Below are 26527 nucleotides of genomic sequence, written 5' to 3'. Positions count from 1 at the left end.
TCCCCCTGTTTATCCACGAAACTAGCTTCACATCATTTCCCATACAATGAAGACGAGGCTTAATGCTCCATATGGTCGTCGGGCTGCGCCGCTTTCACGGTAAGGCCTCCGTCCACCATCAGCAGGTGGCCGTTCACCTGCATCGCTTCCTCGGAAGCGAGGAATACGCAGGCGTCGCCGATCTGGCGGGCGGTGCCGAGCCGCTTCATCGGGTTCGCTTCGATTTCCTTGGCGCGGATCGCCGGATCGGCCAAATAATCGGTGCACATATCGGTATCGACGGTGCTCGGGCCGACTGCGTTCACGTTGATGCCGTATTTGCCGAGCTCTATCGCCATGCCTTTCGTCAGCATGTGAGCCGCCGCTTTCGACGACTGGTAATGCGGAATGACCGGGCTGGTCACGACAAGGCTGGCCGTGGAAAGGACGTTGATGATTTTGCCGTACCGCTTCTCGATCATCTTGCCGGCCGCCAGCTGCGAGCACAGAAAAATCGATTTTACGTTCGTCCGGTACGTCCGGTCCCACGTTTCCTCGGTCACCTTCAAAAACGGCTCGAACGGTGCGATGCCGGCATTATTGACGAGAATTTCCACGTCGCCGAGCTCCTGCTCGACCTGCCGGAACATCGCTTCCACCTGGGCTTTCACGCCGACGTCGGCCTGCACGACGATCGCCTTGCTGCCGAGCTCTTCGATCTTCCGCTTCACATCCTCGGCCAGCGCCCGAGAGCGCTCCGAGGTGAAATTGACGGCCACATGCGCGCCTTCCTCCGCCAAGCGGACAGCGATCGCTTCGCCGATCCCCCGGCTGCCCCCGGTGACGAGAGCGACCCGGTTTTTCAATCTAGCCATTTATAAAGCCTCCTTAAAAATTACAAGCTCGGTCCGATCCGGTTGATGCTGAACTCGGTATGGCCGAGAATTTCCGCTTTGGTCAGCTTGCCGCCGGCCACTTCGCGAATTTCCTGCCAAATCCGCTGCCCGGCTTCCTCCAGGCTCAGCGTACCGGCCAGCATGTCGCTGACGTCGACGTCCATGTTGTCCGTCATGCGCTCGTACATCCGTTTGTTGCCGGTGATTTTGATCACCGGCACGACCGCAGAGCCCGTCGGTGTACCGCGGCCGGTCGTGAAGCAGACAAGATGCGCGCCGCCCGCCGCCATACCGGAGACGCATTCGATGTCGTTGCCCGGCGAGTCCATGAAATAGAGCCCGTGGCGCGGGATGTCCTCGGCATATTCGATCACGCCTTGAATCGGCGCCGTGCCGCATTTGCTGATGCAGCCGAGCGACTTCTCTTCGATCGTCGTGAGTCCGCCGGCAATGTTGCCCGGGCTCGGATTGCCGCCGCGCATATCGGCGCCCATGCGCTCGACTTCTTTTTCGAAACGGCCCACGATGTGGTACAGCTCGTCGGCCGTTTCGCTCGTTGCGCAGCGCGCCGCAAGCACATGCTCGGCGCCGATGATTTCCGTCGTCTCGCCGATGACGACGCCGCCGCCTTCGGCGATGAGCAGGTCGGCCGCCTGGCCGAGCGCCGGGTTCGAGGCGAGGCCGCTCGTCGCGTCCGAGCCGCCGCATTTGACGCCGATGATCAGCTCGCTGAACGGAATCGGCTCCGGCGTCATCGCATCGAGCTGCGCTCTCATCTTTTTGGCGAGCTCCGTGCCGTACTGAATCGCTTTAACGGAGCCGCCGACCGATTGAATGTCGAACACCTCGACGAGTTTGCCGGTCGGGCGAATCGCTTCGGCGAGCTCGTGCGGGTCGATGACCTCGCAGCCGAGGCTGATGATGATGACGCCGCCGACGTTCGGGTTCTTGCCCGTTCCGGCGAGCACGTCGAACGTGCGCTGTTTGTCCGCGCCGATTTGGCTGCAGCCGTGCTGGTGCGGAATGGCGACCGTCTCAGGCACGAGCTGCATGATGCGGCTGCACACCTGGTTGGCGCAAATGACGGTAGGAATGATCAGTAAATGATTGCGAATACCGACGGAGCCGTCCGGCCTGCGGTAACCCATCATATGGTCCATGAGAATGCACACCTCCGGGTGATGTTGGTCTTGCCTTATGCGTGTTATCCCGCGGACTGAGCCTGGTCCCCGCGGCCGCGAATCCCTTCCACGTTATGCACGTGGACGTGCTGCCCGGCGCGGATGTCCGCCGTCGTGCGGCCGATCACTTCGCCGTATTTGCGAATGTCGGTCCCCGCCGGAATATCCGCGATCGCCACCTTGTGGCCGAACGGAATCGGGTCGAGCAGCGTCAGCTGCTTCACTTCATCGCCGATGCGGAACGCGATCGTGTCGCCCGCCTGCAAATCTTTGATGGCTGTCGCCACATGATCCTTCGCATCCATGACCAGAGCGTCGGCTCCGGCTTCGATTGGTCCTGCCATCGCACACCGTCTCCCTTCGTTATTCCGCTACAAAACGGTTCGTCAGCGAGCCGAGCTTTTCGATCTCGATCGTCACGACGTCTCCGTCCTTCAAATAAACCTGCTTCTCCTCAGGCAGCCCAAGGACAACCCCTTCCGGAGTTCCGGTCAAAATGATGTCGCCCGGCGAAAGCGTCATGTGCTGCGAAATGTAGCTGACGATTTCGTCGCAGTGGAAAATCATGTCCGCCGTGTTCGAGTTTTGCCGCACTTCGCCGTTCACGATGCAGCGGATCGCCAGCTCGTTCGGGTTGCCGACTTCATCGGCGGTGACAAGATAGGGCCCGAGCGGGCTGAAGCCGTCGCACGATTTGCCGAGCAGCCACTGGTGCGTACGAAGCTGCAAATCGCGGGCGGACACGTCGTTGACGTTGCAGTAGCCGAAAACGTAATCGAGCGCGTTTTCCTTGGATACGTATTTCGCCGTCTTGCCGATGACGATGACGAGCTCCGCTTCGTAGTCGACTTTGGACGATACTTTCGGCAGCGGAACGTCGTGGCCGTGCGCGTTTACCGTGTTGTTGAATTTGTTGAACAGGATCGGATACTCCGGAATTTTCGCTCCCGTTTCCTCCGCATGCTTGCGGTAGTTCAGGCCGACGCAGATGATTTTTCCCGGATTCGGTACGCACGGCCCGTAAGTCAGCTTCGACTCATCCAGCAAAAATTCGCCGCCCTGAGCGGATACTTTCGCCGCATATTGCTCCAAAGCCGCCTGAGCGGCTTGACCGCCTTCGATTACCTCATGAACCGTCTGCGCAACGCCGGCTTCCGGAACCGCTTGTAAAGCGCGAGCGACGTCGACGACGCCTTGCCCGGTTTTGACCCCGAGGCGCTGCCGCCCGTTTTCAATAAAAGTAAGCAGTTTCATATGTAGTTACTCCTCCTTGAAATGGTATCGAACCTAAGCGTTTTTGCCGAAAACGACGCCTCCGTCAATATACAGCGGCGAACCCATCATAAACTTCGAATCGTCCGACGCCAGGAACAGAGCCGCCTTTGCGACATCGTCCGGCCGGCCGAGATCGCCGCTCAACTGGCGTTTCTTCAGCCCCTCGTACGCTTCCTCCGGATTATCGTAAGACTTGCGCAAATAATCCTCGACAAAAGGCGTCAGAATCGTGCCGGGAAGCAGTGCGTTGACGCGAATGTTATAAGGCGCGTAGTCAACCTGCATCGATTTGGTGAGCGCCAGCACCGCGCCTTTCGTCGCCGAATACGACGCCCTGCGGGCAAGGCCGATTTCGGCGATGCAAGACGACATATTGATGACCGAGCCTTCGCGGCGGTCCATCATATGCGGCAGCACGTATTTGCACGGCAGAAAGACGCCGCGAATGTTGACGTTGATGACGCGGTCCCAAGCGTCCGGCTCCACCTCGTGGATGGCGCCTACGCCGCTGATGCCCGCATTGTTGAACAAAACGTCGATGCGGCCGAACTTCGCAATCGCTTGATTTACCATCGACTGAACCGATTCCGGATCCGTGACGTCCGCTTGAATGAATACCGCTTCCCCGCCGGCATCGCGGATTTCCTTCACCGTTTCGTTGCCGCGCGCCTCATCCAGATCGTTGACGATCACCGCCGCTCCTTCCTTGGCAAAAAGCAGCGCGGAGCTTTTGCCGATCCCGGAGCCGGACCCTGTAATAAGCGTTACCTTGCCCTGCAACCTCATGGAAATCACTCCTTTTCATATCATAAGTTATGACAAGCTGCCGTGGGAAAGACGTTTCGCCAGCGCGCAAATTTCGCGGATCGCCAGCTCCTTCTTCTCCTCCCACACATGCTGGAACATCGAGCAGCTGATCGCCGCGACCGCCTCTCCTCTCAGGTTCAGCACCGGCGCGGCCACACAGCAGAAGCCGACGACCGCCTCCTGCAGATCGAAGGCATAGCCGTTTTGCCGGATCGCGTCCAGTTGGCTCCGCAGTTCCCGCTTTGTCTTCAGCGCGTAAGGCGTCATGCACGGCTCCAGCGTTTCGTTTGCATAAATCCGGTCGAATTCGTCCGGCGGCAGCATCGCAAGCAGCGCTTTGCCGAGCGCGGTGGAATGGGCAGGAAATTTTTTACCCGGCTCGGAGGCAAGTCTGACGGGAGAAGGAACCTCCTCCTTGGCCAAATACAGCACGTCCGTCTGCTCCAGCTTCGCCAGCTGTATCGTTTCCCCCAGCTTCAGCTTGACCGCCGACGCTTCCTTGCGGAACAAATCGATGAGGCTGAACTGCTTGAAAAACGCGTTGCCGATAAGGCCGAGCCGGTTTCCGAGCGAGTAAGTGCCGTCCTCCTCGCGCACGACCCATTCAAGCGCTTCCATCGTGGACAGAAGCGAAAACATCGAGCTCTTGTTGATACCCAGCCGCTTCGAAAGGTCGATGAGCTTGAGCGACGAAGGCGCTTCCGCGATGAGCAGCAGCACGTCGTTCGCTTTTTCCAAGGCGGGGACCCAGTATTTTTTTTCCATGAAGCTCCTCCCAAACGGCCTTGTGGTTTATTATAGTAAACCATGGTTTTATATCAAAAATGATCGTAGCACGGTTTTCCCGGAACTGTCAATGCACATTTCGCACAAAACACGCTGTTCGATTCCCGCCCGGCCGGGCCGGGCAGCGCCGCGCATTTTTTTGAGAAGCAGCCGTTGCAGTTTCCTGAAAATGGGCATTCTAAGCGAAGCGGATTAAACAATGGGGGCATCGATGGCTGCCCTTGTCTGTGAAAATTTCTCGTGAGGTGATGTATTTTGTCGTATGTATGCCCTGTGTGCAACGGATTGGAAGCGCTGCAGCCCATTTGCCCGGATTGCGGGCAAGCGGCGGCGGATCAAGGCAAGCTGAGCGATTTTTACGGTCCCTACTCGCCTTACCGTCCGATCGATGATTTGAAAATGACCAACGGATACGACGATTTGCGGCGGCATGTCTGCATGCACTCGGTGTATTGTTCCCGGTGCGGACGCTCGTTTGAGCTGGCGGTAGGGGAGCGGCCGGAGTGAATGGATTGCAGATAATTTCCTTTATACGTGGTATCATTACCTTGAAAAATGAGGCCAGCGTTTGGAGAGGGGATACCACGCATGAAAACGATTCGATGGGGAATTATCGGCTGCGGCAATGTGACGGAAGTAAAGAGCGGTCCGGGCTTTCAAAAAGCGGCGGGCTCCGAATTGGTCGCCGTGATGAGAAGAGACGCCTCGCTTGCCGAAGATTACGCCAAAAGGCATGGCGTGCCCAAATGGTACGGCGACGCGGAGCGGCTGATCGAAGATCCGGAAGTGGATGCGGTGTACATCGCCACGCCGCCGGCTTTTCATAAGGAGTATGCGCTTCGGACTGCTAAAGCGGGAAAACCCGTCTACGTGGAAAAACCGATGGCGATGAACCACGCCGAGTGCGAGGAGATGATCGCGGCGTGCCGCGAGGCGGGAGTGCCTCTGTTCGTCGCTTATTACCGCAGAGCGTTGCCGCGTTTTGCCAAGGTCAAAGAGCTGCTCGAACGCGAGGCGATCGGTCAGGTGCGTTTTGTGACGTCGACTCATTTCGGCAGACTGAAGGGCAATAGCTCCTGGAGGGTGGACCCGGCGATTTCCGGCGGCGGGCTGTTTGTCGATGTAGGCAGCCATACGCTCGATCTGCTCGATTACTTGCTCGGACCGATTGCGGAGGTGCAGGGATTTGCCGGCAACCAGGCGGACTATTACGCCGCCGAAGATATTGTCACCGCGTCTTACCGGTTTGCGTCGGGCGTATACGGCTCGGGCACGTGGTGTTTTTCCACGTATCAGGATACGGATGTGAACGAAATCGTCGGTTCCCGGGGCAAAATCGCTTTTTCCACGTTTCAGGAAAAACCGATTGTCGTCTCTACCGCCGAAGGCACCGAGGAGTTCATGATCGAACATCCCGCCCATATCCAGCAGCCGCTTATTCAAACGATCGTGGATGAGCTGCTCGGACAAGGCGTATGCCCGAGTACCGGCATTTCCGGCGCACGGACGAGCAAGGTGATGGATGCCGTTTTGCGGGAGTATTACAGGAAGTGACGGGTGCGAGGGAAGGGGTTCGCGGTTCATGTGGGCGTACCGGACATCGTGGCACGCAAATGGCCGCGTTTCGGGTGCGCACCTCTTTCGGCGTGCGTCCGGAACGCGTCGCAGCTGTTACGGCGGGTCGTCAGCCTTCCTCGCTGCGCAGTGGGTTGATGTTGCGGGAGCGGCATGACCATTAGCTGGAAAAACCGCATCTAATTGGACGACATTCGCTCGTATTGACCAAGTAGCTGGAATTCCTGCATCTAATTTCGACGGGTTCCCCGGAAATGGGCTGTATTAGCTGAATTACCTGCATGTTTTCCATCAAAACATCCCAAGTCGATGTTTCGAGTCACATTAGCTGCAGAGTTTCCATTTAGTTATAGAAACGTATGCGAATAGACACTATAACGCCATCTCCACCGAAACGAGAGCGGGTTTTTCCGGCTCTCGGCCGTGCCTGAGCGGGGCCCGAAGCTCTGAGAGGCGGTTTTTGCCGCTCTCGGACTTCGATCGGCCGGGTTTTGCGCGAGGAGGACACCTGTTAGCGGGTTTTACCTCCTCTCGGCTGTGCCTGAGCAGGGCCCGGAGCGTTGATAGGCGGTTTTTGCCGCTCTCGGACTTCGATCGGCCGGGTTTTGCGCGAGGAGGACGCCTGTTAGCAGGTTTTTCCGGCTCTCGGCCGTGCCTGAGCGGGGCCCGGAACGTTGTTAGGCGGTTTTTGCCGCTCTCGGACTTCGATCGGCGGGGATTTGCGGGCGGAAGACGCCTGTTAGCGGGTTTTTCCGGCTCTCGGCCGTGCCTGAGCGGGGCCCGAAGCTCTGAGAGGCGGTTTTTGCCGCTCTCGGACTTCGATCGGCCGGGTTTTGCGGGCGGAGGACACCTGTTAGCAGGTTTTTCCGGCTCTCGGCCGTGCCTGAGCAGGGGTTGGCACGCTGTTAGGCGGTTTTTGCCGCTCTCGGACTTCGATCGGCCGGGTTTTGCGCGAGGAGGACGCCTGTTAGCGGGTTTTTCCGGCTCTCGGCCGTACTTGAGCGGGGCCCGAAGCGCTGATAGGCGGTTTTCGCCGCTCTCGTCGATCGGGCTCCTGTAAAAGCGGACGGACGCTAACCTTCGATCGCCAGGTACGCGAACGGATGACGCCGTTTATTCCAGCGAACAACGGCTTTCTCAACACGAACACCCCGGCTTCTTGCCGGCTCCCTCCCGGAGTGGAGGAGCCGACAAGAAGCCGGGGTCGTTTTATTTAATGATGACCGCGTATACTTTGCCCGGCCCGTGAATGCCGATCGTCAGGTCGTTTTCGATGTCGGCGCTACGGCTCGGGCCGGTGATCAGGTTGAGCGAGGACGGATAGTCGAGCGGCGAACGGACGCCGGCAGTAATATCCGCGAAAGCCTCGCCCATGCGGGTGACCAGTTGATCGGCACGGAACACCGCGAACAAGATCTCGGTCAGCAGGCTGACCGAGCGCCCCCGCTCGCGGGATGCCTTCAGCACGAGCGTGCCCGTGTTCGCGACAGCGAAGTCGGGCCAGACGAGCCCGAGCTGGCACCGCTCGGTGCGGCGCAGCAGCTCGCTGCGCTGCGCCCAGTTCGAGCCGCCGCCACCCGCATCGGCAGCGGCTGCGCCGCCCGCGGGGCCCGCCTGCCCGGCGGCGCCGTTCCCTGCCGGCTGCTGCGCAGCGCCGGCGCTAACCGCAGCCGCAGCGCCCGCCTCCGGCTCGCGCCACGGCACCACCTCGATGCCGGCTTCCGCCAGCGCGGCATCGAGACCGAGCGCGCGGAGGCCGTCGTGCTCCCAGCGCGATACGCGCTGCACGCCGAGCTCGGCGGCGACCTCGCGCAGCCAAGCGCCGATTTTCGCCGCGGCTTCGGCTTCCTCTACAACCAGCACCTTACCGGTGAGCGCGGTCCAGTTTTGCGTGAACAGCTCGATTTTTTCCTCCGTCGTCAGTTGAATCGCTTTATAAAAATCCGGCGCGCCGCGAAACGGATGCGGCGGTGCATCAGCCAAAGGGGCCGGGCGGCCAAGCCGCTTCGCGATATTCGCCATAAACGCTTCCCTGCCGCGAATCGTTCCGGCCCCGCCGGCAGAGGCCGCCGTGCCTCTCGCTGTACCGGTGACCACGCTGCCTGTCTCCGTCGAAGTACCCGCGTTTGCGACATATCCCACGCTGCCCAACCTCTCCGCCGTTTCCGCTCCGGCTGCGTTTGCTCCCCTGTTTGCTCCAGACTGGCTCACTGCTCTCCCCCTCCGATCTCCGGCTTACGTCCTGCTCCTGCTGCCTGATCTTGCTCAATTTGCTTTTGTTCCGTACCCGTTGCTGCCTTCGTCACACTTTGCCCATCTCCCGTATCTCCAGTCGCCTTCGCTGCCCCAGGACCTTGCTCCGTCCTCGCTGTTCCCGGACCGTGATCCGCTCTCTCCGCCCCCGGACCTTGCTCCGTCTTCGCTGCTCCCGAACCGAGCTCCACCCTCGCTGCTACCGGACCGCGCTCCGCATCAGCTCCGCCGTGCCCTCGCCCTGCACCTGCGGCGGCTTTCGCCGGGCTCGCCTTCAGCTCGCGCTGCAGCGCCTCCCAGCGGTCGCGGAACGACGCCTTCGGCTTCATCGGGAAGTGGCGCGACTGCGTCCAGCCGGACATCGGGCCCGGCCCATCCTTGATCCAGCCCTTGCGGACAAAAGGCAGCTGCGCATAATAAGCGGACTTCGTCGCCAGCTTATACAGCGTGACGTTGCCGAACGCGGTTTGATACGATTTGAACGCGATCCGCTCCGCGAGCGGCGTAAGCCCGAGCTTCACTTTGCGTGCGCGGAGCTGGACGAGCATGTCGTGCAGCGGAATTTTCACCGGGCACGCCTCATAACACGCCCCGCACAAGCTGGATGCATAGGCGAGCTGGCCCGCCTCCTTCATATCCTGCTGCAAAAGCGGCGTCAGCACGGCGCCGATCGGGCCGCTGTACACGCTGCCGTACGTGTGGCCGCCGACATGGCGGTACACGGGACACACGTTCAGGCACGCCGCGCAGCGGATGCAGTGCAGCACCTCCTGGAATACCGGGTCGCCGAGCTGCGACGAGCGGCCGTTGTCGAGCACGATCAGGTGCAGCTCCTCCGGCCCGTCGAGCTCACCTTCGCGCCGCGGGCCGGTGATCATCGACGTGTACGTCGTCAGCTTCTGGCCTGTCGCGCTGCGCGCCAGCATGTTCAGCACGACTTCCAGGTCGTCGTACGTCGGCACAAGCCGCTCCATGCCCATGATGACGACGTGGCATTTCGGAATCGTCGACACCATCCGGCCGTTGCCTTCGTTGGAGACAAGCGTGATCGCTCCCGATTCGGCAACACCGAAGTTGCAGCCGGTCAGCCCGATATCCGCTTCGAGGAAATAATTGCGCAGCTTCCGCCTGGCGAAATCGGCCAGCACCCTCGTTTCCGGTACGAACGTTTCGCCCGCCTCCCCGGAGAAAATATCGGCGATCTGCTGCTTGTTTTTATGGATGGCCGGAATGATCAAATGCGACGGCGTTTCCTTGGCAAGCTGCAAAATATATTCCCCAAGGTCCGTTTCGATCGCCTCGATGCCGCGCTCTTCCAAACGGTGATTCAGATGGATTTCCTCCGAAACCATCGATTTGCCCTTGGCCACAAGCTTCGCGCGGCGCGCTTCGGCAATGTCCAGAAACGTCTTCACCGCTTCCTCCGCACTGCTGCAAAAGTAGACGTGCCCCCCTGCTTTGGCGACATTATCGGTAAACTGCGTCAAATAGTAATCGAGATGGCTCACCGTATGCTCGCGGATCGCACGCGCCCGGTTTCGCCACTCCTCCCAGCTGCCGAACGCCTCCATCGCGGCCAGCTTGCCGCCCTTCAGCTTATCGGTTGTAAACGCTACCGCCTTGCGGAGAAAATCGTTCGCCAGCGCTTCTTCCGTACGCTTTTTCAATCCCGTGCCGATGAGTTCCTTTTCGCTGACCGCCCCATGCGCCGAACTATGACTCACTGCGCTTCACTCCTTCCTCCAGCAGCTGCGCCAAATGCATGACGCGGATCGGCTTGTTTTCCTTGTTTAATCTGCCCCCGATATTCATCAGGCAGCCCATGTCCGAGCCGACCAGCACGCCGGCCTTCGTCGAACAGACGTGCGCCGCTTTTTCGCATACCATCGCCTCGGACATATCCGCCATCTTGACCGCAAACGTGCCGCCGAAACCGCAGCAGTCTTCTTTTTTCGGCAGCTCGACCAGCTCCAGCCCCTTGACCTGCTTCAGCAGCGCACCCGGCTCTTCCTTTACGCCGAGCAGACGCGTAGCATGGCATGAAGGATGATAGGTGACCTTTTCCGGAAAAACGGCGCCGAGGTCGGTAACGCCCAGCACATTCACGAGAAACTGCGAAAACTCGTAAGTTTTCCCGATCAGCGCCTCCGCTTTCGCCTTCCATTCCGGCTCATCCGCAAAAAGCATCGGATAGTAATGATGCACCATCCCCGTGCAGGAGCCGGAAGGAGAGACCACATAGTCGCTGTGCTCGAACGCACGAATCAAATTGCGCGCCACCTCTCTCGCCTCGTCATGATAGCCGCTGTTGAAAGCGGGCTGCCCGCAGCACGTCTGCGCCTCGGGAAAATCGACCTCGCAGCCGTACCGGTGCAGCAGGCGAACGACACTCTCCCCCACCTCCGGATACATCTGGTCGGCCAAACACGTAATAAACAACGACACCCGCACCCGAATCTCCCCTTTTTTCCAAAACGTCAGACTTCTATGATTATCAGGTTATCAGATAAGTTGATGTATGAAAAGAGGGTAACGCAAAAAAACGCTGCCCTTCCCCCGCTTACTTTTTCAAAAACTTGATCAGCATCTGCTCCACATGGAGCAAGTGGCTTCGCATCGCTTCCTGCGCCCCCGAAACATCCTGCAGGCGAACCGCTTCGAAAATCGCCTTGTGCTCCTCCCACAGTCGGGCGGACACCGGCTTGCTCGCGTACATCTGCAGCCGCCTCGTTTCGCGGATGGCCGTCTGCATTTGGCTCGAGATCGAATCGATCAGCCGCAGCATGATGGAATTGTGCGCCGCGCGGGCCAGAGTCAGGTGGAACTCGATGTCGGAGCGCTCCCCTTCTTCCTCGTCCCCGAGGTGAGCTTCCATCCTCTGCAAAATGCGCTCGAACGCCTCCACATCCTCGTCCGTCCGTTTCTCCGCCGCCAGCGCGGCGTTCGATATTTCCAGCGCCTTGCGCGCTTCGAGCAGCTCGATCACCGTCTCGCGATTCATCAGCAGCGACTGAAAGCCCGGCAGCTCGAGGTCACCAGGCTCGATTTGCCGCACGTAGCTGCCTTCGCCTTGGCGAATCTCGACAAGCCCCATCGCCTTCAGCGCGCTCAGCGCCTCGCGTACGGTCGAGCGGCCGACCTGGAACTTTTCGGAGAGCTCCTTGGTCGAAGGCAGCTTCTGGCCCGGCTGCAGCGCACCGCCGACGATCATGTTTTTCATCTGGTCGGCGACTTCTTCGTATATTTTTCGCGTGGAGATTTTGGTGATTTCCATAAACCGGCCGGCCCCTTTGTCACGATGTTAACTATAGTCCTATTATACGGTCCCGCCTGCAAATCGCAAGGCGACCGGAAGCAAGCCCCCTTCCCCGGCCGCAAATAAAAAAGAGCCCCGCCATCAGAACAGGACTCTATCTCCGCGGCGCGTGCCGCATTCGGCTGTATTCACAACTGTGCCGCTTACACGTCCGTCAGCGATTTTTTGCAAAAACGCCGGATGCATTCGAAAGTCAGCCATACCGCGGCATCGTTGCTCATTTTTAACGGCAGCTCCTTTTCCGGGTCGACCGTTTTCTCAAAATGAGCATCCAAAGTATCTCTCAAATGGTGCCGCACCTCGCGGATATACTCAATGTACGGCATGTAGTCATATAAATACTGGTCCGCCTTCTCCCGGCTCCTCCTGATGACGGAAACGGCCTCGTCTTCGGTCAATTGGTAAGTTTCCTTGAGCAAGTCTTTGACTCCATCCATTGCATCGCGGTACTCCATTTCCGTCACAAAATCGGACAACGTCATGGACAACCCCTCCCGGTTCAAAGCACCATCACAATACGGTACACTCAAGAAAAACCGCAGTTCGATCTTTCCTATGCCAAATTAGGGTTAGCAGCAAAGCTCCCTTAAACCAATAGTAGCAAATTTTTTAAGCGGGCAGTTCCATTTTATTGTTAATAAATTGCACTGTGTTGCTATAATATGATTAACACAACAGGCAAGGAGGGTTTCGTCCGATGCCGTTTCCGCAATCCGACAATGTCTTGCAAAAACGTCAGGTGCATTTGCAATACAGACTGCTCACTTCCGCCAACTACCCGGGATTTTACCATTACCATCGCGGAATTGAAATATTGGTTGTTTACCGGGGCAAGGGCCAGCTGCTGCTTAACCGCAAAATGTACGAGCTGAAGGACGGCTGCGTCGTGTTTCTCCAGCCGTTTCAACTGCACCGGATCGATTTTGACGTCAGCGAGCAGTGTCCCTACGAACGTACGGTTCTTACCTTTGAGCCGACAGCTTTTGCTCCGTTTTTCAAAACGTTCCCCGGCATGGGTCGGTTTTTCGAGGAGATGTGGAAAGGAGAGCTGGTCGAACAAGTATTTTACATGGAAAATGAGATGCCCTATATTTCCGCGGTCCTCGACCGGTACGGGCGCAAGCTGGCCGAACGACACGACGCGGACGACCTGGAAGACGCGGCGATTGCGATCATGCAAATATTGGACTGCCTTCAGCCGCTGAAAAAAGACGCTCCGTTTCGCGGGACCGCCCGCGCGGAATCGCACGCGGAAAAAATTATGCACTGGGTGGAGGAGCATTATACGGAGCCTTTCGATTTGGGCGAGCTGGCGAAGGAGCTGCACCTTTCCAGGCACCACGTCTCGCACCTGTTCCGGTCCGAGACCGGGAGCAGCATCACCGACTACCTGATCGCGCGAAGAATCCGCCAGGCTTGCTGGCTGCTCAAAACCGAAACGACGCCGGTCGAGCATATCGGTCCGAAGGTCGGCATACCGAATTATTCGTATTTTTGCCGGCTGTTCAAGAAAATTACGGGGCTGACTCCGACGCAGTACCGGAGCAGCTATTAGCGGGCGGTCTCCCCCTCCTTCACGTGCCTGAGCGCTTTCATGTGCAAAAAAACAACCCGAACGCGGCCCGCTCACTTTCCGGAAGTGTGCGAACGGACGCATTCGGGTTTTCTTTTTCCGGACCCGGTCAATCGGGCCTACATCATCATCGCCACGGCGTCGCGGCCTTTCGTACCCGCCGTAATACCAAGCGCTTCCGCCTCGAACGTGACGGATTCGAGCGGCGCTTCCAGCAGCTCCTCCAAGGTGCGCACCCCGACGGCGCGGCCGGCGATAATTTTGCGATCTTTAAGCCTGTCGTTCAGAAGACCGACGTCCAGCGCACCGCACATGATGTAACCTTTATCCGTCGTTACGGCCAGCAGCGTCGTTTTGGGCAGCTTCACTTCAATCCCGAGCGCAGTGCGGCCGTCGATGACGATCGGCTCCATACGCATCATACCCCTCACCCCAATCGCCCAACAAAGTTGGAATCGGTCTGTTGTATTATCATATGAGCGCATGTACGAGATGCTACGGCGGGGTAAAAAATGGGCGGTTATCGGCCGATGTTTCGCCGGACAGGTGCCGCTGCTAACGAATCAATAATTCAATTTTTGAGAGAACCTCGTTTAGAGTCTGCTCAGGCACTCTACATATAAATGCTGCTCGACGGGATTGCCAATCGAGACTTTTAATCTGGTCGGAAAGAATGACCCCTTCAATCGGCAAATCCCGTGGAATGATCACTTCAAACAGGTAACCCTTGATTTTGGAGGTCACCGGACAAAATAACGTTAAGCCACCTTGGCATTGTATGATGACGGTGTTAAAACTAAGGCAGGTCGTTTACCGGCTTGCTCGTAGCCTAGTTGCAGATTGAACTGTAACCACACCAAGTCACCTCGATCTGGAACGTATCGCTCTACCATGACTCTCGTCCTTGCGGCCCGCCTGTAGGAGCCTCCTTGTGGAGATTATCTGGCGTAACTTGCGCTAAGAGCTCATCTAACGATTTCGACTTGGGCTTGATGACAAGATGACCATCTTCAACATCCAGATCGATCTCGGTCCCTTCTTCAAGACCAACCTTCAAGGCGATGGATTTCGGGATCCGTATGCCGAGTGAGTTGCCCCATTTTTGAACCTGCAGCATGATAACGCTCCTTTAAATATGTTTATACAAAGTATAAACATATGGCTGGTTGAGGTTAATATGTTAGCAACCCCATGCGGGGACAGTCATTGCCGCCAATAGTTCAGTGAATAAGGTGCGATTCGAAAAAACATTGATATTTTTCGACAAATTTAGTGCAGGGCAAGTCCTATTTTTGGTTGGGCATTAATGGTATATTAAACATATAATCTGCGATCCAAGGGAGGCTCCCGCGTTTGAACGAAAGTAACGCCAACGAGACCAAGAGATTTTTATTTACGGTGGACATCCTTATTGAAGACGAATCGAACGGGCGTGCCTTGGAAACGCTGCTGCATCATTTAAATTCTGCAAAAATCAAAGATTATCAAATCAAATCCGGCATTGAACTCGGCAAAGCCATACAAACGGCGCTGATGGAAGCGAAGGTGGCGGAGCTTAGATCCGCAGGCAAGAAGGAATCGTCCCCCAATGCTCACCTCTTTGCGCAAATGCAGAAATTTAAAGACAATAATACGCTCGTCCGGCTTACGATCGTAAAGGGTATGGGCGTCAAGCTTAGCGTTCCGTGCCGCGTGATCAACTTTGACCCGGCTTCGGAAAATGTAACCGTATACCATGTGGATGAGAAAAAAGTATATTTGTTCAAGGTCAACGAAATCGACGATGTTCAGGTTGGGTAATACCCCTGGATCAGGGCGAGTCGCCCCCTTGAATCGTAGGGATATCCCCTAAACAAGATGACCGAGCGTCACAAAGGGGAATGAAAATGGGCGCCATCGTCTATTTTCCCATCAAATCCCACTGGAGGGGGACCCGGGCTCTTGCGCATTGTTGTCAGGTTAACGCTTTCGATGGTTCGTGGTCCGAATTTGACAGGTCTTGCTTCTAAAATTAGCAGCTTATTAAAAATAGCGGAACGTACGTTCGCTATTCTCGGATAAATGGGCATATCCGAAGAAATAGAGGAACTGAGATGCGCTAAAACGATGGAAAATGGCATTTCCATTGGACGAACAGACAAATAGAGCACCTGAGTTCCGCTAATTTCCAAAAGATCCGAGTCCGGCCGACTTAACGAACCATAGTTCCGCTATGGTCCCGCTTAACTTGACAACATTGGGCGCTTGCGCCCTGGACCCGCCCCGTAGGATGGAGTGCCCGCCGCCAGTTCGCGTTTGCCCGGCATGGATTTATTGCTGATAGGCGATAAATCACATGCCGGGCATGCTGTTTTTTGGAGCGATGACTTCGGAGGGGATGCGTGCCTCCGGAGGTCATCTTGCCTCTAGCCCGCGTATGTCTGCTTTATTACAGGCTACTTACGTTCCCTACTCTTAAGCGACAAGACTAATTAAATTGCCATCGGGATCCTTTACAATCGCGTAACGCTCCCCCCAAGGCGTATCCCGCGGCCCGCGACATCCGGTATATCCATCCGCCGTCAATTGGCGGTACAGTTCGTCCAGCACTTCGCGACTGTCGAACTGAAATGCGAGTTCGATCCGATTTCCGACAGGCTCTTCCAGGCCGTCAAAAACGACTTTCGCCGATTCCCATGTGCCGAAAGCCAAGCGAAGTCCGTTTTGCTCCACCTCCACGTGATGTTCTTCGTCGGCGTTTTCCGGTATTTCCAATCCCAACATACGATAGAAATCCAAAGCCCTTTTCATCTGTCCCACGAAAATCGCGACTCTTTTTAACTTAACCGACATGCTTCGCAGCTCCCATCATAGTGATTTATTTTTCACCTCCATTGTATCGATTGCATCGGTTGTCAAAATAGTAAAAAACGGACTTCCTCATCCCCTTTTAGTCAGTCGTTTAAAAGGCAGCCCATAATAATGCGCAAAGGTATTGGAAAAATGAGACTGATCGTAGTAACCGTATTTCAGCGCAAGATCCGTCAAGCTGGAATAGTCCCCCCTGTAAAACTCCTGCAGAATACTTTGAAACCGTACGATTCCCAGCATCTCCTTCGGGCTCAATCCAAGCTCCCTGTCGAAAACCCTTCTTAAGTGCCTTTCGCTGAAATTAACCTTATCCGCCAGATTCGATACGGAAAGATTCCCTTTGCAAGCATACATATGCTGCATGCTTTGGTACACCAGAGAAGGAGTGGGCATATCGCTGTCAGACAGCATCCGGCATAATTTATGCTCGGCAATTTCAATGATGTCCGAGGTTGTTTTTGCGGTCAGGATTTCTTCGACCCAATGCAGCCCTTCGGAGCCCCAGATCTCTTCCAGAAAGACATGATGTTTCTTAAACGCCGAAAGGGGAAATTTTAATATAGCCCGGGCCGATTCCGAATAAATTCGAATGCCGAATACCGAACGGGCTTCAGAGAAATGCAAAACTTTGGATCGGGTCGCCAGCCCTACGACAAAAGCGGCTTTCCGGCTTGTGGGAGAAAGAAGGTCGACAACGATATCGACGCAGCCATCCGGTATGACCCGATGCCATTGATGCTCCGACTCGGGCTGAAAATCCATCGTCCAAAAGGAAGCGACATGCGACTCCAAGCGGCGACTCGGCGTATATTCCCGGCAGCTGTACCAAGGGCGACGCAGCTCCGGCTGCAAGTGGGGAGCATGTATAGGGCGATAGGGATGAGTCATCTTAACCTCACCTTGTCCACGAAATTTTTGGAAATTTTGTTCTATCGTTTTATTATACTTCAGCTAATCGAAAACTCGGCTTTTTCAAATGATTTTCAATTAAGACTATAGAAAAAAGCAGCAACCTTCAAACCGAAGATTTGCTGCTTTCGTTTTCTTTTTGAGACTGGTCCGCGCGCTCCTGCTTGCCGGCGGCGATCGCCTGCGTGCGCTGCAGCAGCTGCTCCATCTGGTCGCCGGAAATCGGCGGGCTGAACCAATAACCTTGGATTTGATTGCAGTCGTTGCGGTGCAAAAACTGCAGCTGTTCGACCGTCTCGACACCTTCGGCGATGACCTTCAGATTGAGATGGTGGGCCATCGCAATGATCGAAGCGACGATGGCGGCATCGTTCGGATCGGACATAATGTCGCGCACGAACGATTTGTCGATTTTCAGCTTATCGATCGGGAACCGTTTCAAATAATACAAAGAGCTGTAGCCCGTGCCGAAATCGTCGATGCTGACATGGACGCCGAGCTCCTTGAGCTCCACCAGCAGGCCGGTAGCGTGATCGACGTCCATCGCGCTCGATTCGGTGATCTCAAGCTCCAGGTAACGGGCGTCAAGCCCTGTTTCCTTCAGCACTTCGGCAACCGTCTCCTTCAGGTTGTGCTGCAAAAACTGCCGCGTAGACAAATTGATCGACACCGGGATCGGATCGAACCCTTGCAGCTGCCACGTTTTGTTTTGCCGGCATGCTTCCTTCAGCACCCATTCGCCGATCGGCACGATAAGCCCGGTTTCCTCGGCCAGAGGGATGAAATCGACCGGCGAAATGACCCCTTTCTCCGGATGATGCCACCGGATGAGAGCCTCCATGCCGACGACGCGGCCGCTCTCTATGTCCATCTGCGGCTGGTAATGAAGCGCCAGTTCGCCGTGCTGCAGCGCGCGGCGCAGCTCGGTCTCCAGCGTAAGCCGCTGCAAAGATACGGTTTTCATGTCGGCGTTGAAAATCTGGAAATTTTTCCGCCCCACTTCCTTCGAGCGGGACAACGCGATTTCGGCGCATTTCATCAGCGTCCCGGCGTCGACGGTTTCCTCGCCCAGAAGCGAGATGCCGATGCTGGCCGTTACGTGAAGCTGGTATTGCTGCAGGGAAAAAGGCTCCTCCAGCACTTTATGGATAAGGCTCGCGGTCGCCGCCACTTCCTCCATGGAGCCGATGCCCGTGAAGAAGAGGGCAAACTCGTCTCCTTCGGTGCGGGCTACGAAATCCCGCTCGGAGACAAGCCGGGTGAAGCGCTCGGCCACCTGCAGCAGCAGCATATCTCCGTAATCGTGACCAAAGCAGTCGTTCACCGTTTTAAACCGGTCGATATCGAGATAAAATACGGCGAGCATGCCGCCATGCTGCCTGGCCGCCAGTATCGCCTCGGCGAGATGCTCGCCGAACAGCCTGCGGTTCGGCAGTCCGGTCATATCGTCGTAATAGGCCATGTGGCGCATTTGCTCTTCGGTTCGCCTGCGGATCGTGACGTCCTGGCCTATGAAAACGGACCCGGAAGCGTCTTCCCCGTCGAGAATGGGCACAGCGGTTACGTCCATATCGACGCGGTATCCGCTTTTATGTATGACAGAGGTGAAAAACGTCTGAGGCACGCCTGCGCGCACGAGCTCGAAATGCTCGTACGTTTTGCGCAGATGCTCGCCCGCGATCACCTTCGATAAATTCGTGCCCTTCAGCTCCGCCTCCGAATAGCCGAGCAATTGCTCGGAAACGGCGTTTAGCTTGAGGATCCGGCCCATCTTATCGATCAGCCCGACGGCATTCGGGTTATGGTCAAACAACGATGCGAACACCCGCTCCGTCTCGGCGAGCCGCAACTGAAGCCGCTCGTATTCCGCGCCATCGTCTGCTGCAGTCTGCTGCCCGGACTCCCCGGGCGCCGGCACGCCGGGATCGGCCATTTGCCGGGATTGCTCAGGCAGCTGCAGCTCTTTGGTCGGAGCGGTCTCGGGAACGCCGGCTTTCCGCCGAAGAGCAAACAGCTGAATCCCGCACAAGACAGCGGCCAGCAGCCATGACTCCAGCCGGCGATCGATCGCCGCCCACAGCAAAACCACAGCCACCCAGCACCATACCGTTTTGTTCAATATGCTCCCCTACCTTCCCACTCCAATGAATGTTTCTCGCGCTTATATCTGCAATGACGTCGCTCGTATGGACCGAATCGATTTCTTCGACGTATTGGAAGGCGGCAAGTTGAGGTTTTCCGCATATGAAATTCCACATTCAAGAAATTCTACACATGCTACAAATTTCCTGCAAAAAATTTGAGAAAGTGTGTAATTTCCCACAAAACGACGGCGCATTTCTACAAGATCAGCTGTGGGCGACCGGTTTAATGCCTGAACGCAGCGACGGCCAGCATGATCCAGCCCGCCAGGAAGGCGACCCCGCCGAGAGGCGTAATGGCTCCGAGAATGCCGATTCCGCTTAGGCTCAGCGCGTACAGACTCCCGGAGAACAGTACGATCCCGGCAAACAGCAGCCAGCCTGCGAGAGCCGCTTTGCCCCCCAGCTTGCCGGAGACGATCCCGATGGCGAGCAGACCAAGCGCGTGCATCATATGATACTGCACGCCGGTTTTGAATACGTCCAGCATATCCGGCGTAATAGTACCCTTCAGACCATGAGCGCCAAATGCGCCGAGTGCAACCGCCAAACAAGCGTTGATGCTTCCAAGCCCGATAAAACGTTTATCCATAAACACGGCTCCTTGACTTTTTTTCCTCATCATAAACAATTCGCACGCCCATTGCCAAGCAGTTCGCCATTTCGCCACAAAACCTTTGTCATTTAGCCATATTTCCCGAACCTAAGCGAACCTGCCGCCCCTTATAATAAAAATATAAATACAAGGGGAGGGCTTGTCATGACCGGATACCAAAGAGTGGATGAGGCCAATCGGCATGTGTTTCCGGATTGGATCGAGCTGCAAAACGAAATCAGCGAGGAAATTACCGATCTGATGATTGCCATGGACGAGGGAACGGATTTCAATCTGACGCACAAGCTGGACGGGCTGAACGAAAAAATATCCCGTTACAACGAGGCGGTACCCAGCGTTCATTTAAAAAAGCCGCATCTTACTCCCGGCCAATTGGCCAAGCAAGCGTATTTGTGGGTATGACCGAAGGCTCCGCTAATAACTTTTAAATCTTATTGATAAAAAACTCCCGTCCGGATGCCGGCGGGAGTTTTTGGTGTGCGCTTTTTTTATACAAAACGGCAAAAGTTATACTTCCCCGATATCGTGCTGGCCGATGATCAGGGTGACGGGTTCGAGAAATACGTTAGCGACGGACGGTTTGCCGATCAAATCGATTTCGATGTCGATGATGCGATGGCGGGCAGTGCGCCCTTCCCTTTTGTCGTAAACGACTTCAAACTGCTTCAGGCCGAGTTCGTAATGATGAACGGAAGAGCCGATATTCAGCGCCGGAGCTTCATACTCCCCGTGTTCGAACATAGTTTCGGAAATAATCTCATTATTCATATCGATGACTTTAACAGACTGCAAAATGTTGTAGCGCATCCTATTCCTCCTTTAATTTTCATTCCGGCAAAAAGCTTCGTACCATTCACCGAGCCATTTGACAGAAAATTTCAGCTCTGTTGAAAGGTATTATTCGACATCATCGGCGGGAAATCCTTTTTGATCCGGGACTTTTTGCGCATGTTTTATTGTCGAAGCACATCTTTGCGCAGCATGGCCGGACAGCGAATTATGGTATAATGGACGCGTAGTTACGCCTTTTTTACAAAGGAAGGTCGAACGTTCATGAAGCCGATTTTCAGCGCCCGCGAATGGGCGATTGCCCAGGCGGCGATGGCCGCCGTGCTGCTGCTGCTCATCCCGCTTGTCAACCTGCTTGCGCCCGGCGGGGACAGGCTCGTTTCCGTGCTGCACGGGGCGGCCTCCTTCGTTACGGTCGCGCTCGCCTGCCAGGCGATCCACCAGCTGTATCCGCTTTTGCGGGGAAAAGAAGGCGCTGCGGCGAGGCTGGAGCTTACCTTATGGCTGACCAACGCTCTTGTGCTGGCGACGATCGTTTTCGGCAATTGGTTGTATATCGACTACCGTCTGCCCGACCAGGCGCAGCAGTGGCTGCTCTTCAACAATCCGGCCGGGCATTCGATCATTATGGAATTTAAGGAATTCGTCTCGCTTTTTCCGCTACCTCTCGGCGTCGGCGCGGCATGGATCCTGCGCAGATTCCGTGAGTCGCTGCCGGGAAAACCGGACGTCGCCTCCGCCGCTGCGCTGCTGGTGACGCTGATGTGGGGCACGCTTTTATGCGGGCTCGTTTTCGGGCTTGCGTTAGCCAAGCTGAAGCTGGTTTAAATGAGGAGGTTCCGTCTTGAGATATGAAAAAGGACCGCGCACGGGAGAAATCGCCGCTCTGCTGCTCGCCATATGGATCGGGCTGCTGGCGCTGTGCGCCAGCCATATTTGGAGCGTCGCCGACCCGTATCGGGCGAATCTGCTGCTGCTCAAGCTGGGATCGTGGCTTCCCGGCTGGTGGGGAATCGGCCCGTATGCGGGCAAAGAAACCGCCGGTCTTGCCGCCTGGCTGGCAAGCTGGCTCGTGCTGCATGTTGCGATGGGACGCAGCCGCCCGCGGCTCGCTCCATGGATATATGCTTTTACAATCGGCTTTGCGCTGCTTTTGGTCGCGATTTGGCCGCCCGTCTACCATGCCGTATTCGGCTGGCTGCCGACCGCACCTTAATCAAACATCGGGAGACCCGTTATGAATCGGTTGAAACGTCATTTTCTCCTTGCAACGCTGGCCATGGCCGGCCTGGTTATGTTCAGCTCTCTATGGTGGTCGGGCATACCGACTCAAGGTTTCCTGTCCTACAGCCCCCCTCCTTCCGTATTTCGCGCGGCGTTCGCCGCAGACCGGACCTGGGGAACCGCCATGGCTTCGGCACCGCTGCCGCCGGGCACGCTGCTCATAACTCCGGACAAACTGGCCTCCTCTTTGCCCGCAGCGGTTCCCGGTCTGTACCCGGTCTATGACGGCAGCGTTTCTCCGGAGCAGTTCGGAGGCAAGTATCCCGCTCTGCCTGCGGAATCGCTTCCGTCCTACGGCAAGACGGTTTACGCAGTCGATTACGCGGGAACCCGGCTGCTGTTTCTGAACGGCAGCCGCTTGAACGAAAGCGCGCAAACGCAGTGGCTGGAACGGCAAACCGATCCGCGGTCCGGCCTCGTACAAATCGCCGTCATGGATCGGCCGCCCCGGGACCCGGCGCTCTGGTCATTGCTCGACGCCCGGGGAGTGCCTATCGTCTGGGCGGACGGCAGCATATACGTTCCGGCTGATATGGCGCTTATGCCGGAAGCCGAGCGGGCTCCGGCGGTGCCGGGGGAGGGCGCGGGGGTGCCGGAGGCCTCCGGAGCGGCGGGTTCGCGGGTGGGCTCGGGAGCGACGGAGGCGGCAGGGGGCGCCGGAGTGACGAAGGCCGCTGATTCGGCGGAAGGTGCGGGTTCGCAGGGGCCCATGGGAGCGCCGGATGCGGCAGAGGGCGTGGGAGCGACGACGGCCGTTGATCCGGCGGAGGGCGCAGGTTCGCGGGGGTTCGCGGGAACGCCGGTTGCGGCAGGGGGCGCGGGAGCGACGACGGCCGCTGATTCGGCTGGAGCGGCGGCTATAGTTTCACATGGGCCGCGAGAATGGCTGCGCTGGACTCTTTCGGGGAGTGCGAGCGGAACGGCATATGTGCTGATCGAGCATTCCGGTTCGGCTCTGTCGTTTATAGCCATGTCTGCGGATGGCAAAAAGCTCGGGGAGTGGACCGTGAACGCCGCGGCGGGAGCAAATCGGTCGGCGGACGGTTCCGAACCGGTATACGCCATACCGCCGCGAGCGGTTTGGAAGTATGCACCGGGCAGCAAGGACATCCAAAGCGCCATCCCGCCCGGCTTCGACGTGACCGGCGAGCTGCCGATGTCGTCCGAGGCGGAGCTGCCGGCAAGCGACTGGCGCAGCCCACTCTTTGGCGACAGTGTCTGGCGGACGGGCGCGGCACCTTTCGGCTGGCGATCGGACGCCAAGGAGGCCCGCCGTCTGCAGACGGCGCTGCCGGCGAAAGGAGCGCTGCCCTCCGTTTATTTTCGCAAAAGCTTTACGCTGAACACTCGCCCGGAGGACATTAAGACAATGCGGCTGGTGATCAGCTATGAGGACGGCTTCGCCGCTTATATGAACGGCTCGGAAATCGCCCGCCGCTCGCTGTCCGGCGGCCTGCTCACTCCATACACGCTGGCCGATCCGAACGAGGCGGTGGAGCAAACCGTGATCGATCTGAACGAGCATACAAACAAGCTCAAGCCCGGGGTTAACATACTTTCCGTAGAAGTGCACCGCAGCCACCCGAACGCGGAAAATTGGCTGTTTGACGCAAGCCTAGAAATTGCAAAATAAATGGAAAAACTCAAATTGTTAAGAAAACCCAATGAGGGGCATTCGCCTAAGGAGTTGTTATGAGGACCCCCGCAAAGTAACCCGGCAAAGTAATTAGGAATAAGCTCCGAAGCAGATCTTCATTTTGTGGGATAAAGGAACTCGCCGGACTATGAGTCGGGTTAACGCGTTTTCTTGGAATCGCGGACTAACCGGACGAGGAATCGACAAACAGACCGAACAAACTGGGAACTGTTATGCCGCTCACCTAGGCGCTCACATACTTAGAGGAACTCACGTTCGCTATTTTCAGGAAAAGGAGCGCATCTGAAAAATAAAGGAACTGAGATGCGCTAAATCTATGGGAGACCGCTAAAATATCGAAAAAACAGGAAAATAACGAATTTCAGTTCCTTTATTTTTGGCTAATCACTCGAAATGGCCATTATAGCGCACTGTAGTTCCTCTATGACCCGGGGGACAAGCGCAGCGAGCTGTTCGAACTCCACCCGACAACATTGGCCGGCCGGAGTCGATCCGCCATCTCCCCTTTTGGAGTTTTCAACAGTCTGAAATCCCATTTCATCGACAGTATCGGATTTCCACGTATTTGCTCCAAAAGCTGCGTTAATTGCAAATTATCCATTAAGCGAAGAGCCGGTCACTTTTCAACACTTGATTCGGACATAAAGGTGGGCTATTTTGCCGTAATTACGGTAATCCGTAGGCTGTACGAAAAATAAACCCGGTGAGGAGGGCGTGTCAGATGATGTGCCGTAGACGGTTGCTGCGACAATGGATGCAGCTATGGCTGCGGTGTGCTGTTGCTGCTTGCTCCTTGAGCATCACCGCTGCCGCCGTCGGCTGCAGCAGCAGCGAGTCCGGAGGAGGAAAATTGCCCCTGGTCGCCGATATTGGGGTCACGAAGCAGCATTTGATCGTCAAGAACGGCGATCCGTTCGTATGGAGGCAGGTCACGATTACGCTGGACGAGGCGTTTACCTACAAAACCGATATCATGCCCCGGGGCAGCTCCAGCATTCCGCTTGCGGATTTTAAAGACGCTGGCGGGGAGTCCTATCGGCCCGGGGTCACCCATCTGAAGCGGGTTCGTATTGAGGCGGCGGAAACGGAGGATGGCATACCCGGGCAGTTCGATTGGTAAGGCGGCGGCCTTGCAAGGAGCGGTCAGCCTGGCTGCTTGGCGGCCGGCGCGACATGTGGGGTTCGGCAGGCCGGTTGAACGAGGCGGCGCGCGATCTGCCGACTTGCCTCACGGCAAGCGGCCGGCGGCAGATCGTTTGGCCGTCAGCGGACACACGGGATTCGAGCAAACGGTCTGACCGCTGGTTTTACATAGTGGTGACGGTGCATGGTCGGTGGACATAAGTCTCGGACAACCGAGCTGACAGCCAGTTTTACTTGGCAGCCGGCGGACCGCTATGCACAGTCAGCCGAGCGCCATGCCGGCGAGGGCGGCGAGTCCGACGACCGCCCACGGCGGCAGCTTGCCGTAGACAAGCGCGCCGAAGGCCGCCAGGGCGAGAGCCACGTCGGACGGAGCGTGAACCGCGCTCGTCCAGACGGGGTTGTACAGCGCGGCGAGCAGGATGCCGACGACCGCCGCATTGATGCCGGCAAGCGCGGAGCGCATGCCGGGCTTCGAACGCAGCGCGTTCCAGAACGGCAGCGCGCCGACGACGAGCAGGAACGCGGGCAAAAAGATGCCGAGCGTCGCTGCAACCGCGCCCGGCACGCCTCTCGCCACGACGCCGAGGTACGCGGCGAACGTGAACAGCGGCCCGGGTACGGCTTGCGCCGCGGCGTACCCGGCCACAAACTGCGCGGGCGTCGCCCAGCCCGCCGGAACGACCTCCCGCTCCAGCAGCGGGAGGACGACGTGGCCGCCGCCGAAGACGAGGGCGCCGGCGCGGTAAAAGCTGTCGAACAGCGCGAGCAGCTCGCTGTTCGAACCGGCGCGCGCGAGCGGCAGCACCGCAAGCAGCGCCGCAAACAGCGCCAAAGCGGCTGCGCCGGCGCGGCGGCTGACTGTGACCCGGAGCGGCTCTGCCGCCTCCGGGGCCCGGACCTTGAGCAGCGCGAAGCCGAGCGCGCCCGCTGCGGCGATCAGCAGCACCTGCGCGTACGCGTAAGGTGCGAGCAGCGTCACGATCGCCGTGACAACGGCGATCAGCGCACGCGGGCGGTCCGGGGCGAGGCTTTTGCCCATGCCCCAGACCGCCTGCGCGACGATGGCCACGGCCGCCAGCTTCAGGCCGTGCAGCCAGCCGGTGCCTTCGGCCGGGTAGGCCTGCAGCGCGAAGGCGAACAGCACGAGCAGCAGCACCGACGGCAGCGTGAAGCCGAGCCAGGCGGCCACCGCACCGAGCCAGCCGCCGCGCATGAGCCCGATGCCGATGCCGACCTGGCTGCTAGCCGGTCCGGGTAAAAATTGGCACAACGCGACCAAATCGGCGTAGGCCTGTTCGCCGAGCCATTTTCGCCTCACGACATACTCCTCGCGAAAATAACCCAAATGCGCGACCGGCCCGCCGAACGAGGTTATTCCGAGCTTCGTGGAGACAAGCAATATCTCGAACCACGATCCTTTGCTCCGCACATTTTCACGCATCCGGCCGTCCGCTCCGTTTCCGTGCGTCCTGCCGGAATCTTCCCCCTCGTTTG

The 26527-nt window shown here is 57.4% G+C and carries 30 protein-coding genes and 1 pseudogene; 10 read left to right on the top strand and 21 right to left on the bottom strand.

The annotated features are described in order from the left end of the window. Positions 1–59 precede the first annotated feature (59 nt). Genes MYS68_RS36525 through MYS68_RS36500 form a run of 6 tightly spaced genes read right to left on the bottom strand, consistent with a single transcriptional unit; the run spans position 60 to position 4903 of the window. A complete protein-coding gene (locus tag MYS68_RS36525) occupies positions 60–854 on the bottom strand; it encodes an SDR family NAD(P)-dependent oxidoreductase (RefSeq protein WP_248930437.1) in 795 nt (264 codons plus the stop codon). Between the two features lie 20 nt (positions 855–874). Further along, a complete protein-coding gene (locus MYS68_RS36520) occupies positions 875–2035 on the bottom strand; it encodes a UxaA family hydrolase (RefSeq protein WP_248930436.1) in 1161 nt (386 codons plus the stop codon). A gap of 44 nt (positions 2036–2079) precedes the next feature. Next, positions 2080–2400, bottom strand: a complete 321-nt coding sequence (locus MYS68_RS36515; protein ID WP_248930435.1) for a UxaA family hydrolase — start codon at positions 2398–2400, stop codon at positions 2080–2082. Positions 2401–2419: 19 nt separating this feature from the next. Further along, positions 2420–3310: a fumarylacetoacetate hydrolase family protein gene (locus tag MYS68_RS36510; RefSeq protein ID WP_248930434.1), complete on the bottom strand. Its 891-nt coding sequence runs from the start codon at positions 3308–3310 to the stop codon at positions 2420–2422. A gap of 33 nt (positions 3311–3343) precedes the next feature. Then, positions 3344–4117: an SDR family NAD(P)-dependent oxidoreductase gene (locus tag MYS68_RS36505; protein WP_248930433.1), complete on the bottom strand. Its 774-nt coding sequence runs from the start codon at positions 4115–4117 to the stop codon at positions 3344–3346. Positions 4118–4144: 27 nt separating this feature from the next. Further along, positions 4145–4903, bottom strand: coding sequence for an IclR family transcriptional regulator (locus MYS68_RS36500; RefSeq protein ID WP_248930432.1), 759 nt, complete (start codon positions 4901–4903; stop codon positions 4145–4147). Positions 4904–5179: 276 nt separating this feature from the next. On the opposite strand from MYS68_RS36500, the gene MYS68_RS36495 reads away from it, so the two are divergent. Beyond that, entirely contained in the window at positions 5180–5431 is a 252-nt protein-coding gene (locus MYS68_RS36495; protein WP_248930431.1) for a hypothetical protein, read from the top strand. Between the two features lie 81 nt (positions 5432–5512). Continuing rightward, positions 5513–6478, top strand: coding sequence for a Gfo/Idh/MocA family protein (locus MYS68_RS36490; RefSeq protein WP_248930430.1), 966 nt, complete (start codon positions 5513–5515; stop codon positions 6476–6478). A 1230-nt stretch (positions 6479–7708) separates the two neighbouring features. Here the strand turns inward: MYS68_RS36490 and MYS68_RS36485 are convergent. The 5 genes and pseudogenes from MYS68_RS36485 to MYS68_RS36465 all read right to left on the bottom strand — a co-directional run bounded on the left by MYS68_RS36485 (position 7709) and on the right by MYS68_RS36465 (position 12550). Further along, positions 7709–8710 (bottom strand): LutC/YkgG family protein, encoded by a 1002-nt coding sequence (locus MYS68_RS36485; protein ID WP_248930429.1) that lies wholly within the window; start codon positions 8708–8710, stop codon positions 7709–7711. A gap of 310 nt (positions 8711–9020) precedes the next feature. After that, positions 9021–10476: pseudogene (locus MYS68_RS36480) on the bottom strand (LutB/LldF family L-lactate oxidation iron-sulfur protein); the annotation flags it as partial. Then, complete coding sequence (locus tag MYS68_RS36475; RefSeq protein WP_248930428.1) at positions 10466–11203, bottom strand: (Fe-S)-binding protein; 738 nt, start codon at positions 11201–11203, stop codon at positions 10466–10468. The pseudogene MYS68_RS36480 and the gene MYS68_RS36475, both read right to left, overlap by 11 nt. A gap of 109 nt (positions 11204–11312) precedes the next feature. Continuing rightward, on the bottom strand, positions 11313–12026 hold the full coding sequence (locus tag MYS68_RS36470) for a FadR/GntR family transcriptional regulator (RefSeq protein ID WP_248930427.1): 714 nt from the start codon (positions 12024–12026) through the stop codon (positions 11313–11315). Positions 12027–12211: 185 nt separating this feature from the next. After that, complete coding sequence (locus MYS68_RS36465) at positions 12212–12550, bottom strand: hypothetical protein (RefSeq protein WP_248930426.1); 339 nt, start codon at positions 12548–12550, stop codon at positions 12212–12214. 215 nt (positions 12551–12765) lie between these two features. Between MYS68_RS36465 and MYS68_RS36460 the strand changes: the two genes are divergently transcribed. After that, the gene (locus tag MYS68_RS36460) at positions 12766–13623 is read left to right on the top strand and encodes an AraC family transcriptional regulator (RefSeq protein WP_248930425.1); all 858 of its coding nucleotides are present in this window, start codon (positions 12766–12768) and stop codon (positions 13621–13623) included. A gap of 137 nt (positions 13624–13760) precedes the next feature. Here MYS68_RS36460 and MYS68_RS36455 read toward each other — a convergent pair whose 3' ends face one another. The 4 genes from MYS68_RS36455 to MYS68_RS36445 form a co-directional block, all read right to left on the bottom strand. Next, positions 13761–14063, bottom strand: a complete 303-nt coding sequence (locus MYS68_RS36455) for a YunC family protein (RefSeq protein ID WP_248930424.1) — start codon at positions 14061–14063, stop codon at positions 13761–13763. Positions 14064–14196: 133 nt separating this feature from the next. Continuing rightward, positions 14197–14352 (bottom strand): type II toxin-antitoxin system PemK/MazF family toxin, encoded by a 156-nt coding sequence (locus MYS68_RS38765; protein ID WP_338043683.1) that lies wholly within the window; start codon positions 14350–14352, stop codon positions 14197–14199. Between the two features lie 47 nt (positions 14353–14399). Further along, positions 14400–14534, bottom strand: coding sequence for a type II toxin-antitoxin system PemK/MazF family toxin (locus tag MYS68_RS38760; protein WP_275983643.1), 135 nt, complete (start codon positions 14532–14534; stop codon positions 14400–14402). Then, positions 14528–14758, bottom strand: coding sequence for an AbrB/MazE/SpoVT family DNA-binding domain-containing protein (locus MYS68_RS36445; protein ID WP_248930423.1), 231 nt, complete (start codon positions 14756–14758; stop codon positions 14528–14530). Before MYS68_RS36445 ends, MYS68_RS38760 begins: the two co-directional genes overlap by 7 nt. Positions 14759–14994: 236 nt before the next feature. Here MYS68_RS36445 and MYS68_RS36440 point away from each other — a divergent pair, with 236 nt between their 5' ends. After that, the gene (locus MYS68_RS36440; RefSeq protein WP_248930422.1) at positions 14995–15441 is read left to right on the top strand and encodes a hypothetical protein; all 447 of its coding nucleotides are present in this window, start codon (positions 14995–14997) and stop codon (positions 15439–15441) included. A 654-nt stretch (positions 15442–16095) separates the two neighbouring features. Here the strand turns inward: MYS68_RS36440 and MYS68_RS36435 are convergent. From MYS68_RS36435 to MYS68_RS36420, 4 genes are all read right to left on the bottom strand, one after another. Further along, positions 16096–16473 carry a VOC family protein gene (locus MYS68_RS36435; RefSeq protein ID WP_248930421.1) on the bottom strand — a complete coding sequence of 126 codons (378 nt, stop codon included), beginning with the start codon at positions 16471–16473 and terminating at the stop codon, positions 16096–16098. 87 nt (positions 16474–16560) lie between these two features. Then, positions 16561–17379, bottom strand: coding sequence for a response regulator transcription factor (locus MYS68_RS36430; RefSeq protein ID WP_248930420.1), 819 nt, complete (start codon positions 17377–17379; stop codon positions 16561–16563). A gap of 127 nt (positions 17380–17506) precedes the next feature. Next, positions 17507–19519 carry a putative bifunctional diguanylate cyclase/phosphodiesterase gene (locus MYS68_RS36425; protein ID WP_248930419.1) on the bottom strand — a complete coding sequence of 671 codons (2013 nt, stop codon included), beginning with the start codon at positions 19517–19519 and terminating at the stop codon, positions 17507–17509. Positions 19520–19767: 248 nt separating this feature from the next. Continuing rightward, positions 19768–20133 (bottom strand): DUF423 domain-containing protein, encoded by a 366-nt coding sequence (locus MYS68_RS36420; protein WP_248930418.1) that lies wholly within the window; start codon positions 20131–20133, stop codon positions 19768–19770. A 168-nt stretch (positions 20134–20301) separates the two neighbouring features. On the opposite strand from MYS68_RS36420, the gene MYS68_RS36415 reads away from it, so the two are divergent. Next, positions 20302–20559: a hypothetical protein gene (locus tag MYS68_RS36415; protein ID WP_248930417.1), complete on the top strand. Its 258-nt coding sequence runs from the start codon at positions 20302–20304 to the stop codon at positions 20557–20559. Positions 20560–20664: 105 nt separating this feature from the next. On the opposite strand, the gene MYS68_RS36410 is transcribed toward MYS68_RS36415, so the two are convergent. After that, on the bottom strand, positions 20665–20964 hold the full coding sequence (locus tag MYS68_RS36410) for a hypothetical protein (protein ID WP_248930416.1): 300 nt from the start codon (positions 20962–20964) through the stop codon (positions 20665–20667). Positions 20965–21210: 246 nt separating this feature from the next. Between MYS68_RS36410 and MYS68_RS36405 the strand changes: the two genes are divergently transcribed. The 5 genes from MYS68_RS36405 (at position 21211) to MYS68_RS36385 (ending at position 25185) form a co-directional block, all read left to right on the top strand. Further along, positions 21211–21774 carry a hypothetical protein gene (locus tag MYS68_RS36405; protein WP_248930415.1) on the top strand — a complete coding sequence of 188 codons (564 nt, stop codon included), beginning with the start codon at positions 21211–21213 and terminating at the stop codon, positions 21772–21774. Between the two features lie 16 nt (positions 21775–21790). Further along, positions 21791–22162: a hypothetical protein gene (locus tag MYS68_RS36400; protein ID WP_248930414.1), complete on the top strand. Its 372-nt coding sequence runs from the start codon at positions 21791–21793 to the stop codon at positions 22160–22162. 21 nt (positions 22163–22183) lie between these two features. Beyond that, positions 22184–23863: a hypothetical protein gene (locus MYS68_RS36395; protein ID WP_248930413.1), complete on the top strand. Its 1680-nt coding sequence runs from the start codon at positions 22184–22186 to the stop codon at positions 23861–23863. A 745-nt stretch (positions 23864–24608) separates the two neighbouring features. Further along, positions 24609–25007 carry a hypothetical protein gene (locus tag MYS68_RS36390; protein WP_248930412.1) on the top strand — a complete coding sequence of 133 codons (399 nt, stop codon included), beginning with the start codon at positions 24609–24611 and terminating at the stop codon, positions 25005–25007. Beyond that, positions 24979–25185, top strand: a complete 207-nt coding sequence (locus MYS68_RS36385; RefSeq protein WP_248930411.1) for a hypothetical protein — start codon at positions 24979–24981, stop codon at positions 25183–25185. Before MYS68_RS36390 ends, MYS68_RS36385 begins: the two co-directional genes overlap by 29 nt. A 107-nt stretch (positions 25186–25292) precedes the next feature. Here MYS68_RS36385 and chrA read toward each other — a convergent pair whose 3' ends face one another. After that, positions 25293–26474 (bottom strand): chromate efflux transporter, encoded by a 1182-nt coding sequence (gene chrA, locus MYS68_RS36380; RefSeq protein ID WP_248931135.1) that lies wholly within the window; start codon positions 26472–26474, stop codon positions 25293–25295. Positions 26475–26527: the final 53 nt, after the last annotated feature.

This window comes from Paenibacillus hamazuiensis, assembly GCF_023276405.1.
GTDB classification, from domain to species: domain Bacteria; phylum Bacillota; class Bacilli; order Paenibacillales; family NBRC-103111; genus Paenibacillus_AF; species Paenibacillus_AF hamazuiensis.
The sequence above is the reverse complement of the archived record's forward strand: the minus strand, read 5'-3'. Positions and strand labels throughout refer to the sequence as shown.